Below are 12138 nucleotides of genomic sequence, written 5' to 3'. Positions count from 1 at the left end.
GATCTACATGACTGACCGTCCATTTGTTCTCGACGACCTCCACCGCGTGGTCACACCCACTGAAACCGCAATCTCTCCCGACGGCACCGTGGTCGTCTTCGTTCGCTCGGAAATTGTTGCCGGAAAGGCAACTACATCGCTCTGGGCGGTGTCCCGCGATTCCCAGGCTCGCCGCCTCACTGCGGGGCCCGCGGATTCGGCACCTCGGTTCTCTCCGGACGGAACCTCGATTGCCTTCCTCCGTAAGGTCGGAGACTCCGCGCAGCTGCACCTGATCCCGCTCGCCGGCGGCGAGGCCGAAACCCTCACCACAGCAGCATCACTCCCCCTCGGTGCCGGCGCAGCGGCCTGGAGCCCGGACGGAAAAGCCATTGCATTCGCCGCCGTGGTCTCACGTTCGGACTCCACCGATCCGAACGCGCCCATCGTCACCGACCGACTCGGATACAAGGTGGACGGTGCCGGTTGGCTCGGAACCTTCCGGCGCCACCTGCACACCGTCGAACTGGAAACGAAGGCAGTTCGACGCCTCACCGACGGTGATTGGAATGCAGACGTTCCGTCCTGGTCACCGGACGGCAAGGCTCTCGCCTTCACTGCGAATCTTGAACCGGACAGCGATCTGAACCTCACGTTCAGCGCCTACCGAATCCTCGTCGACGATCTGTCGGTTCCGCCGCAGCAACTCGGCCACGCCACCGGGGTGCAGGGCTCGACGCTCTGGCACCCGAACGGAGATTCGGTTGTCGCCATCGGCACCCCCGAGGTCCGTGTCGGAACTGCAGACCTGATCCGTCTGTCAGTCCCCGGCCCAATCGAGACACCGGTCGACGTCACCCTCACCGCTCATCTCGATCGCAACGTGATGCCCGGCGCACCCGGTTACCCCGGTGGCACACCGGCACTGTCGAACACCGGCGACGAGATCGTGTTCTGCCTGCGCGATCGCGGATGGACGCATCTGTACGCCGTCGACATAGAAACCGGCACCTCCCGCTCCCTCGTCGCCAATCCCAACGAGGTCGTCGCGGCGCTCTCCGTTGCCCGTGATGCGCGCGTCGCCTCCGTCATCGTCACCACGCAGCAGTCCTTCGGTGAGGTCGCACTCGTCGATCTGGACAGCGGCGCTGTCACCACGCTGACGAAATTCACCGCAGAAGCACTCCCCGAAGTGACACTGTTTGCCGCCGAGGAACGCGAGTTCACCATCTCCGACGGCCGTACCGTACACGGTTGGTTGCTGTCCGCTCCCGAAACCGATGGCGCCGCACCACTTCTGCTCGACATTCACGGTGGGCCGCACAACGCATGGACGGGCGTTGCCGACACCTATCACCCCGCCCACCAGGTTCTCGCAGCGCAGGGTTGGCGCATCTTGACCCTCAATCCACGTGGATCAGACGGGTACGGCGAGGACTTCATGTACGCCGTCAACGGCGCCTGGGGCACCTCGGACCAAGCTGACTTCCTCGAGCCGATCGATGCTCTTGTCGCCGAAGGACTTGTCGATGGGGACCGACTGGCGATCACCGGGTACAGCTACGGCGGATACAGCACCTGCCACCTCACCTCACAGACCGATCGCTTTGCCGCGGCTGTGGCCGGCGGGCTGATCTGCGATTTCAACGCCATGGCCGGAGTCTGCGATTTCGGTCCGCACCTCGCCTCACTGGCCACCGGAACGACTGTCCCCGAGAACTCCGCCAAACTCCTGGCTGCCTCGCCCCTCGCCTCCGTGAAGAACGTGGTGACTCCGACGCTGATCCTGCACGGAAAGTCGGACGAGCGGTGCCCGCTGGGTCAAGCCGAGGCCTGGTTCGCCGCGCTGCGCCAGCAGCATGTCCCCACCCGTCTGGTGGCGTATCCCGGCGCAAGCCACGGTTTCCTCGTCAACGGCTCGATCGCACACCGAATCGACTACAGCACACGGCTCATCGAGTGGGTGAAGCGATACACCTCGGCGAAGCTGCCCCAGACCGGCCTTGCCAACGCGTCTGCCGGAGCCGATGCATGGAAGCGTTCACTGGACGTACTCTGTGAGCGTTACGGCGTCACCGGTGCTCAATTCGGTATTCTCACACTCGATTCCAGCGGTAAGGAAATCACCCGGACGACTGTGGCTTCCGGCGTGATCAATGCAGACACCGGGGTCGAGGTCTCCACCGACTCCCTGTTCCAGATCGGATCCATCACCAAGGTGTGGACCGCGATGCTGGTCATGCAGCTGGTCGACGAGGGCTTGCTCGACCTGGACGCAACCGTCCGGTCGATCCTGCCCGACTTCGCACTGCAAGACGAGGAAACAGCCGCCCGCATCACGGTTCGCGCACTTCTGAACCATCGCAACGGAATCGACGGTGACCTCTTCATCGACAAGGGTCGCGGAGACGACGTCGTCGAACGCTACGTCGAGGGCCTGCGCGACTTCCGTCAGGTTCATCCCCTCGAGGACGGCTTCGCGTACTCGAACTCCGCGTACGTCCTTGCAGCTCGTATCGTCGAGGTTCTTCGCGGCGGCATCTGGGACGACATCCTCAAGGAACGGATCATCGATCCGCTCGGCCTCGAGCACACACTCACGTTGACCGGAGATGCTCCGAGATACTCTGTGGCAGCAGGACATACGGGAAACTCTGTCGTGATGCCCGTCTGGCCGATCACGCGCTCGATGGGGCCGGCCGGCTGCATCACTGCCAGCATCGGAGATCTACTCACGTTCGCCGAACTCGGACTCCTCGAAGGACAGAGCGTCGACGGCGTGCGGATCGTGTCGGAGGAATCGGCCGCCGCGATGCGTACACCCGAGATCGACATCAGCGATCTGTTCCCGGACAAGTCGGGTTGGGGCTTGGGCTGGTTCCACGAAACCTGGTCGGGCGAAGAAATTTTCGGGCACGACGGCAGCACCATCGGGCAGCATGCCTATCTGCGTATCTTCCCCCGCCACAATGTCGCGATCGCGCTGCTGACCAGCGGCGGCAAAGCAGACGGCCTCTACCGCGATCTCTTCACCGAAGCCGCGGCCGCGTTGGTCGGACTCGAACCTCCGCAAGCCCTGGCCCCGAACCCCGCGAGTGTGGAGTCGATTCCGGATTCGGTTCTGGGTAAGTACAGCTCGGGCGGAATAGCAATCGAGTTCCGTCGTGGAGAGTCCGCTGACGAAGCCGTGATCACCGTCATCGGCGACGTCATCCCGAATCCCGAGGAAGACGAAACAGCTCCGAAGAAGCCTGCAACGGTAGCCACTCTCGTACCGTCACAGATCCCGGGAACCTGGACCACCCGTCAACCCGGGGCCGCCGGTTGGACGACGGTACGGCCGCACCGAGACGGCGTGTACGTCGGATTCCGCTTCCTACCACGGGTCAACGCGTGACGATGACCGATACACCTACCATTGCGGAAACACAGAACACCGAAATACAGAACGCCAGCGAACTCGAGGAATCAAAGATGCAAGAACAGCTTCAAGAACTCGTCGATCAGTGGAGGGTCGAGGCAAACATCCCCGGCGTCTCGGTCGGTATCGTGCACGGTGACAAGGACATCGTCGTCACCAGTGGCATCGAAAGCGTCGAAACCCAGCTCCCGGTCACCGACAAGACGATGTTCATGATCGGCTCCACCACAAAGGTGTTCGCCGCAACAGCCGCGATGGCACTCGTCGAGGACGGACTGCTCGACCTCGACACCCCGGTGGTCGAGTACGTCCCCGAACTGACCTTCGCCGACGAAGAAGCCACGCGCACAGTCACGATGCGTCATCTCCTGACCCACACCGGCGGATTCACCGGCGACGCGGGCCTCTCGGCAGGCTGGGGCGAGGACGCCCTGGGACGCTCGGTTTCACGGCTGAACGAATTGCGACAAGAGTTCCCCGTCGGAGAAGTCTTCTCCTACAGCAACTCCGGATTCGTTCTCGCCGGACATGTCGTGGCCAAGATCAGCGGACTGACCTTCGAAGAGCTGGTCAAACAACGCGTGCTGGACCCCCTCGACATGAAGAACTCGGCGTTCCTGCCCTGGGACGTGATGACCCACCGGTTCGCACTCGGTCACTACATCCGCGACGGTGTGCCATTCGTATCCAACGAAACCGGACTGGACCGCGGCATGATTCCCTGTGGTGGAATGTGGTCCTCGGTGCGAGACCAACTCGTCTGGGCACGCTACGCGCTGTCGGGCGAACGCCCCGGCGAAGGCCAACCACTCGACGAGTCCACCCGGTTGCTGATGCAGAAGCCGCAGCGTCCCGCAGCGATGATGTTCGAAGAAGTCGGCCTGGGATGGCTGCTGACTCGGTACGGAACCACGCAGGTAGTGCGGCACGGCGGAAACGTCAGCAATCTCCAGGTCTCCGAGTTCATGACGGTACCCGAGAAGAACTTCGCCGTCACCGTGCTGACCAACGCACTCGGCGGCGGAATCGGCAAGAAGATCGTCGACTGGTCCATGGCCAACCTCACTGAACTACCCGCGCCGGCATCCCTCGACGTGGTCGAGCCCGAACCCGCTGCCGTCGATGCAGTCCTGGGCAAGTATCAGGCAGGCTCGCTGACGATGACCGTCGCCCCCGGTGACGAGGGAATCGGCATCCGCATGGGCAGTGCGCAGGACCTCGGCGAATACGAGGACATCGTCTGGCCGCCGGCGATCCCGATCGCCTTCGTCAACGACCATGACTTCGCTGCTCGCGCCGACACCACCCGGGCGTTGGGCCGCTTCGTCACCGACGAGACCGGGCGCGCCGTGATGCTCGAATTCGGCGGGCGTACCGCCAAGCGAGTGGCGTGATCCTGTAGACGGGTGACGCGGTCCGAACAGGTGCGATCGATCTCTTCGGTCTCACCGGACCGCGTCACCCGTTTTTGCGTCTGCGGGCTGCCGACCATTGTTCGGTTCTGGCAGAACATCGACTTTGGTGACAGTGAGAAAGGCGACCAGCGCGACGATCGCGATCGTGAAGACAATGCTCACCACCGTCGGCCCGAATCCCAATCCGCCCTCATCTCGGTCTTGGGTCAACAGGTCACCGATGGACGCCCCCAGCGGACGAGTGACAATGTATGCGATCCAAAATGCAAGTACAGCATTGAGTTTCAGGCCGAAGTGAGCGGCAGCCACTACGGCGATCACGACGCCGAACAACAATGCAGACTTCGCATATCCCAGGTCCACCTGTTCGGCAATCAAGTCTCCTGCCGCCGTTCCGAGTGAAAATGTGAACAGGATGGCGAACCAGTAGAACGCTTCGCGCTTCGGTGTGCGAATGCTGTGGATGGACAACGTCCGCTCACTGGCAAACCAGATCCCGAACGTAGCGGCCAGCGCAACCGCAAAGATTCCCGTACTCACTTCGAGAGGTACACCGAGATTGTCGGTCAGAATGTCGGTGATGAGCGTTCCGACTACGCTGATCAGAACTACCACCAGCCAATAGATCCACGGTACATACTGTTTCCGCGTGAACTGGATGATCAGCGCGATGACCAAGACCACCGAAGTCAATGCAGCGGTGCCGATCAGCCCGATGCCGAGATCCGCGTTGAGTGAATCCGCGGCAGTCTCCCCCACCGTCGTGCCCAAAATCTTGATCAGCCAGAAGTACAGTGTGACCTCTGGGACCTTGCTCGCCATTTCACGCGTGAACGCCATGTCGGCCAGCGTGGCACGCGGTTGTTGAAAGGAAGCTGAGAACGTTCGCCGCGATTGCGCCGGAGAGTACAGACTGGACGTCATGGAGCATCTTGCCTCGTCGATACTGCACCCGTCCCGGTGGAGCGTGCGCGCTCGGTCGACCGTGGCATCGACGCTCGTGATCGCCTTCTGCCTGGTGATCGCCGGGCTTGCACTGGTTTTCGTACTGGCGAACTCCCTGCATCTGTCCGCACTGAACAGCTCCGAAGCTCGCGCCACGCAGTTGGTCCAGCAACTGAACGGAAAGAGCCCGGCAGATCTCGACCCTTCGCTCCTGTCCACAGACAGTCAGATCGGAATCGTGCAGATCGTCGACGCCGATCACCGAATAGTCGCCCAATCACCGGGAACCGACAGCAGCCTCCTGTCCGAACGTATTCTCGGCCCTGACCAGTCGGACGCCTTCGGAAGAGTCAAGAAGTCCGACGACGAGGACTACTGGCTGATCGGGCGAGGCGCTCAGACACCGATCGGACCGGTCACCGTCTTCGTCGGCGCCGACCGCGAACCTGTTGAAACCGTGGTGACGACCGTTGCCGTTCTACTCGCCATCGTCGGACCGCTGGTACTGGGACTGGCGGCGTTTGCCACCTACCGCCTCGTCGGATCAGCCCTCGCTCCCGTGGAACGCATCCGCGCTCGGGTAGCATCGATTTCGAGTGGGCGTCAAGGTGAACGAGTGCCCGTCCCGGCGGGGAACGACGAGATAGCCCGACTGGCAACAACAATGAACGACATGCTTGCGCGTCTCGACGAGGGCGCGCTGGCTCAGCAACGGTTTGTCAGCGATGCCTCACACGAACTGCGCAGCCCATTGTCCACGATCACGACGGCTCTCGAACTAGCTCACCGGCGCCCGGATCTCCTCGACGATGCGTTGATCGAAGACGCACTACTTCCCGAGGCGCGCCGCATGCGGCAGCTGATCGAGGATCTGTTGATTCTCGCGCGCTCGGACGAAAGCGAACTCGAAAAGATCGGTACCTCCGTCGATGTCGACCTGGACGACATCTTGTTCGCCGAGAAGAAGAGGATCGACGGTTTCTCCGAGGTGGCGGTCACCGCCACCGTGGCGCCGGTTCGCGTCTCCGGAGACCCCCGAGCGTTGACACGAATGGTGCGCAACCTGGTCGACAACGCAGTACGGCACACCGAGACCCTAGTGCATCTCGAATGCTCCGAGGCGGGCCACGATGCCCATATCGTGATCGAAGATGACGGCCCCGGAATCCCTGCAGCAGAACGCGAACGAATCTTCGGGCGCTTCGTCCGCCTCGATCAGCCACGGTCGAGGCAGGGAGGTGGGTCCGGACTTGGACTTGCCATCGCGTCGGAAATCGTTGCGGCGCATCGCGGAACGATCACCGTCAGTGAGAGAGCGGGTGGCGGAAGTCGATTCGAGGTGACAATTCCGGTACCGAACGGATGAAGATCAGGCGGTCCCGACAAACCGGTACCCGACACCTCGGACGGTCTCGATGCTGTGAGTTCCGAACGGCAGGTCGACCTTCTTACGTAGGTAACCGATATAGACCTCGACGATGTTCTCGTCACCCTCGTAATTGGTGTCCCACACGGACCGAACGATCTCGGTCTTCGTGACCACAACTCCGTTGTTGCGCATCAAGAACTCGAGCACGCTGTACTCCCGTGGCGTCAAGGTCAATTCGTTTCCCGCTCGGCTGACCAGATGTTTAGCCGGGTCGAGAGACAGGTCGCCTACGGTGAGTATCGCCGGACGTTGCGGAGCGCCACGACGCACCAATGCGCGCAGCCGAGCGAGAAGCACGACAAACGAGAAAGGCTTGACCAGGTAGTCGTCGGCACCGAGGTCGAAAGCATCGGCGAGGTCGTATTCACCGTCCTTCGCCGACAGCATCAGGATCGGCGTCCAGATCTCCCGGGCGCGTAGGTCCCGAACGATGTCGTATCCGTGTTTGCCAGGCAACATGATGTCGAGGACGATCACGTCGAATTCCTCGCTGCTGGCCGTCGCGAATCCGTCCTCTCCGTTGTGCTCAACGGCGGCCACGAACCCCTCGGCGACTAATCCCCGCCGGATCGTCTCGGCCAGGCGCACTTCGTCTTCGACCACCAGTACTCGCACCACCGGCCCCGTTTCGTCGACACACAGTTGTTCGGATGCACCCAGTAGAGCAGACGGTTGGCCCAAGACCGAGTTCCGTTCAGCGTTTCTTCAGCTTCGGCTCGTCACACTGCATTCATGCCTGCAACTGTGTCGACCGTGCGAAACGTGGTCACCGAAGTCCTGACCGAGAGCACCACCGCGGAAATTGCGGTTGCCGCGATGGTGGTTGCCGCTGCGCTATTCGTATTCGGTTCAATCTATCGAGCTTCCAGCGTTCGGTCTACGGTCCTCCGCGCTTGTGGACTCGTGCTCGCACTGGTGACGCTCTCGATCCAGGTGTATCGAGGCGGGTGGTTGACGAGCTTCGACGGACCGGTGACCGATTGTATGGTCGATCACCGGAGCGGCACCCTTGATCAGATCGCAGTGGCAGTAACAGATCTCGGCAGTCCCCTCGTCACCGCACTTCTGGGGATCGCGTGCGGTGTGCTCATCTCGTGGCGAGCGCGTTCGGTAGTTCCAGGCTTGATCGTGATCGGAACCGTTGGCGGTGCAGCGGTCGGCAGCACGGTCATCAAGGCACTGGTCGGTCGCGAACGTCCGCCGACCAACATCCAAGTTCTCCTCGAGACCGACCACTCGTTCCCGTCTGGTCACGTCACCGGCACCGCTGCGCTGTTCGGCATCGTCGTCCTCGTGCTGAGCGCGCATGCCACACCCGCCGTCAAGAAACTGCTGATGCTCGTCGCCGCGACAGTCACAATCGTCGTAGCCCTGACTCGCCTGTATTTGGGAGTTCACTGGCTCACCGATGTCATCGCCGGGGCCATTCTCGCGACGCTTGCGGTCACCGCGGGCGGCGCCGTCTTCCGGTTCGTCGAAGGCCGCTCCAAGACGACCGACCGCACTTCCTCTGCCTCTCGCGATCGGGCGCTCGTATGACGCTCGCACTCACCAGCGGAATTCTGAACCCCGATACCCTGCTCTCCACGTTCGGTCTGATCGGTTTGCTTGGGGCGGTATTCATCGAAACCGGTCTTCTGTTCGGGTTTTTTCTTCCCGGCGATTCGCTCTTGTTCACAGCTGGTGTCCTCGTCGCACAGGAGCAGCCATTCATTCCGCTATGGGTTCTCCTCGTGACCATCCCCATCGTCGCTGTGATCGGCGACCAATGTGGCTACCTTGTCGGACGCGCAGCGGGCCCTGCGGTTTTCGATCGACCTGGAGCCAAGCGGCTTGGTCCCGATCAACTTGCGCGGGCAGAAGCATTCTTCGAGAAGCACGGACCTCGTACCGTCGTCCTTGCGCGATTTGTTCCCGTCATCCGAACCATCACCCCAGTAATGGCGGGTACTTCACGGATGCCGTATCGAACCTTCCTGACATACAACGTCATCGGAGGACTCGCTTGGGGAGTTCTCGTTCCGGTACTCGGCTACATGCTCGGAGGAATCGAGTTCGTTCGCGCCCACATCGAAATTATCCTCATCGCTGTCGTCGTCGTCTCGATTCTGCCTATCGCTGTGAATTACTTGCGCTCTCTGCGAGTACCGACCATCCAGGCTGAACAAATCGAGATTCCCGAGTAATTACTGCCGCTGCAGTGAGCTCTGCAGAACTTTCAGCACTTCACGAGCCGCAGTCGGCCCGGTATTGAGGTAGAAGACGTCGTCGTCGACAGCAACGGCGTGGTTGGCAACAACACCATGTAGCTGCGCCCACAACGGCGCGTTCGTCAACGTCGCCGGGTCCCCGCCCTGCACTCCGTAGAAGATCCAATCAGCGTCCGCCACGTTCAACTCCTCCTCACTGATGTCTCGGGAAGTGTCGTCGAACTGCTGCGATTCCGGACGGGTCAGGCCGGCATCCTGGGCGATACTGCCGGTGAACGAAGGAACACCGAAGATGCGCAGCCGATTTCCGTTCTGGCGGGTGAACGACACCGTCGGCGGCGACGAGAGGGAAGCACCGAGGGTTGCAGCATCCGCATTGAAGGTGTCCAGTAGTGCCGTCGCCTGCTGTGTCTTGCCGATTCCGTCCGCAACGAGCAGGAAGTCCTGCTTCCAGAAGACACCGGTCCCCTGCGTTGCCACCGTGGGTGCGATTGCCGAAAGCTGGTCGTACAGCGAATCAGCATCCTTCCCTGCAACATTCATCAAGATCAGGTCTGGATCGAGCTTGACGATCGCTTCGAAGTTCGGTGTGAAGCGCCCACCTGCGTCGACGACATCACTTAGCTGAGTTCGGAATTCGGGGTATGCGGCCAACAGGTACGGCGGCACCAGATCCGCACCGTCACCACGCGTCGAACCTGCCGGCACGACACCGAGCGACAGGAGCGCATCGGCCTGTCCGGTCGAGATCACCACAACCTTCTGCGGCTGTGATTCGATCGTGGTGTCCCCTTTGAAGTGTGAGACGGTGCGGGGAAATTCGCCGTCCGACTTCCCGCTCCCCATGCCGGCCGGGACTTCTCGCGGAGCGACAAACGCAGAGTCGGTCGGCGCCGACGCTCGGATCTCAGTATCTGCGGTCGAGGCGTCCTCACTCGAGCAGCCACTGAGAATCGCCACCAAGGCCAGTGCGCCGATCAGCAGTGCACTGCGTGACTTCTTTCGAAAATTCATGATCGTGTCCCGTACGTCGTGATGCATGACAGAGTCGTCCTCCGTCACGGTTAGGTGACCCTACCCTTTGGGGAACTGTAAACTATATCTGTGTCAGATACAGTTCCAGGGCGCGGATCAGACGGGATTGATCGCTACTCTGATCGCGTGCCCACCGCAGAAGAAACATCGAGATCAGTCATCGCTGCGGCCTTCGAATTACGTCGGGCGCTGCGCGAATACATGGACGCATCGGGCACCGACGCGACGTTGCCCGAGGCACAATCCGAAGTACTTCACGATGTTGCGCACCATCCAGGCACTCGCATCGGGGCTGTCGCAGATCGCCTCTCCAGACGCCCGAACACCGTCAGCACACTGGTGCGCACACTCTCCGACAAAGACCTGATCGAGCGACGGCCAGATCCCACCGACGGCCGAGTGAGCACGCTTTACGTGAAGGACGAGCGAAGCGCGCGACGGGACCGTCGGTCCGAACTACGCATCGGTGTCCTCGCCGAAGAACTGGAGTCCCTCGACGAGGGCGACCTCGACACATTGTCCGCTGCCATCGACATCCTCGACCGAGTCAATCGAGCATTGCGAGATCACGCACCGCGGTGACGCTGCTCAGGTGACTTTTCCGCTCTTCTCGTAGACGTCGGCAAAACGCTTCATCTGCTCCGTGATGCCCGTCAGGCTGTACCCCGTACGAAGTTCGACCGACGCAACCTGACCCGAAACCACAGCCGGAAGCCTGGTGAAAGTCGGCGAATTGAGCTCCGGTGCATCCGACCAAGTCGGCGGAATCAGGAGGAGATCAGCCGGAAAGACGCCCGGCTCTTCCCAACTCGCCGACGCCCAGAAACCGTCCTCGCTGTCGAGTTTCGCAAATTCGACACCCATCGTTTCGAGAATACTTCCGAGCGGAGTCCATCCAGGCACCGCGTAGTCAAGGCTCGACTCCAACGGAATCACGTATGCAACAGAGATATTCGACCGCGAAGTGGCCAAGTCGCGCACCCGATCACCGAGCGCACTCAACTCTTCCCGCTTCGCCGCGTAGACCGGCGAGGCGTCGGTGCCGCCGATACCCTGGACCAACGAACTGAAGCTGTCCAGCGCCGCTTGCGCCCCGTCGGTGATCTTGACGCCGGCAATGGGGGCAACCTCTTCGACGCGAGCGATATCGTCACCCCAGATGCTGCCGAAGTTTCCACCGTTGTACGAACTCCAGATGTCGATGACGAGATCCGGGTCCACTGCCAGGAGTTTCTCGGCACTGATATCTGTGTCAGTCTCGCTGACATGGGCGATTCCGCTGAAGTCGAATGCATTCAACGTGGATTCGTCGAGCCTGGAGAATCCGATGATGCCGACCGGAACGACGCCGTATTCGAGTAGTACCGGCGCGGTGTCCGCCGTCGCCACAATGCGTTCAGGGACCTTGTCGAGCGAAATCTGCTGCCCACGCGCATCTACATACGTCCACGCTTCACCGTCGGACTTCGTGTCGGTCGTCGAGGTGCCACACGCTGCCAGCACCGTCGAAAGTGCCACTGCCACAGCCATGAAGATGGCCCTGCTACCGCGTTGGGAACGCGGCGCAACAAAATCGTTCACTTCTGCCCCATGCTGTCGAGCGGGTTTCGGGAGAACCCTGAACCCGGAAAGTAAAGTAAGCCTCGCCTACATGGCTAACGGTAGAGCGGATCAGGAGTTGACGCAATCGCGGAGTTTTGTCAA

General features: G+C 61.4%; 10 protein-coding genes. 6 read left to right on the top strand and 4 right to left on the bottom strand.

Annotated elements, in window-relative coordinates; all coding sequences use genetic code 11:
- Positions 1–7: 7 nt before the first annotated feature.
- Together ACFQ6Y_RS16395 and ACFQ6Y_RS16390 are read left to right on the top strand one after the other, a co-directional pair.
- Positions 8–3376: a serine hydrolase gene (locus ACFQ6Y_RS16395; RefSeq protein WP_378634572.1), complete on the top strand. Its 3369-nt coding sequence runs from the start codon at positions 8–10 to the stop codon at positions 3374–3376.
- 2 nt (positions 3377–3378) lie between these two features.
- Positions 3379–4794: a serine hydrolase domain-containing protein gene (locus tag ACFQ6Y_RS16390; RefSeq protein WP_378634569.1), complete on the top strand. Its 1416-nt coding sequence runs from the start codon at positions 3379–3381 to the stop codon at positions 4792–4794.
- 51 nt (positions 4795–4845) lie between these two features.
- Here ACFQ6Y_RS16390 and ACFQ6Y_RS16385 read toward each other — a convergent pair whose 3' ends face one another.
- On the bottom strand, positions 4846–5655 hold the full coding sequence (locus ACFQ6Y_RS16385) for a hypothetical protein (protein WP_378634564.1): 810 nt from the start codon (positions 5653–5655) through the stop codon (positions 4846–4848).
- An 82-nt stretch (positions 5656–5737) separates the two neighbouring features.
- On the opposite strand from ACFQ6Y_RS16385, the gene ACFQ6Y_RS16380 reads away from it, so the two are divergent.
- On the top strand, positions 5738–7126 hold the full coding sequence (locus ACFQ6Y_RS16380; protein ID WP_378634560.1) for a sensor histidine kinase: 1389 nt from the start codon (positions 5738–5740) through the stop codon (positions 7124–7126).
- A 3-nt stretch (positions 7127–7129) separates the two neighbouring features.
- Here the strand turns inward: ACFQ6Y_RS16380 and ACFQ6Y_RS16375 are convergent, their stop codons facing one another.
- Positions 7130–7804, bottom strand: coding sequence for a response regulator transcription factor (locus ACFQ6Y_RS16375; protein WP_378635673.1), 675 nt, complete (start codon positions 7802–7804; stop codon positions 7130–7132).
- 117 nt (positions 7805–7921) lie between these two features.
- On the opposite strand from ACFQ6Y_RS16375, the gene ACFQ6Y_RS16370 reads away from it, so the two are divergent.
- Both ACFQ6Y_RS16370 and ACFQ6Y_RS16365 read left to right on the top strand, forming a co-directional pair.
- Complete coding sequence (locus tag ACFQ6Y_RS16370; protein WP_378634556.1) at positions 7922–8728, top strand: phosphatase PAP2 family protein; 807 nt, start codon at positions 7922–7924, stop codon at positions 8726–8728.
- Positions 8725–9375: a DedA family protein gene (locus tag ACFQ6Y_RS16365; protein WP_378634552.1), complete on the top strand. Its 651-nt coding sequence runs from the start codon at positions 8725–8727 to the stop codon at positions 9373–9375. The genes ACFQ6Y_RS16370 and ACFQ6Y_RS16365 overlap by 4 nt, the downstream gene beginning before the upstream one ends.
- On the opposite strand, the gene ACFQ6Y_RS16360 is transcribed toward ACFQ6Y_RS16365, so the two are convergent.
- Entirely contained in the window at positions 9376–10413 is a 1038-nt protein-coding gene (locus tag ACFQ6Y_RS16360) for an ABC transporter substrate-binding protein (protein WP_378634547.1), read from the bottom strand.
- A gap of 147 nt (positions 10414–10560) precedes the next feature.
- Here ACFQ6Y_RS16360 and ACFQ6Y_RS16355 point away from each other — a divergent pair, with 147 nt between their 5' ends.
- Positions 10561–11016: a MarR family winged helix-turn-helix transcriptional regulator gene (locus ACFQ6Y_RS16355; RefSeq protein ID WP_378634543.1), complete on the top strand. Its 456-nt coding sequence runs from the start codon at positions 10561–10563 to the stop codon at positions 11014–11016.
- A gap of 6 nt (positions 11017–11022) precedes the next feature.
- Here ACFQ6Y_RS16355 and ACFQ6Y_RS16350 read toward each other — a convergent pair whose 3' ends face one another.
- Positions 11023–12015, bottom strand: coding sequence for an ABC transporter substrate-binding protein (locus tag ACFQ6Y_RS16350; RefSeq protein WP_378547672.1), 993 nt, complete (start codon positions 12013–12015; stop codon positions 11023–11025).
- Positions 12016–12138 lie beyond the last annotated feature (123 nt).

It is taken from the genome of Rhodococcus sp. NPDC056516 (assembly GCF_042794655.1).
GTDB lineage: Bacteria > Actinomycetota > Actinomycetes > Mycobacteriales > Mycobacteriaceae > Rhodococcus_F.
Note: the sequence above shows the minus strand (reverse complement) of the source record. Positions and strands in the feature narration are given on the sequence as shown.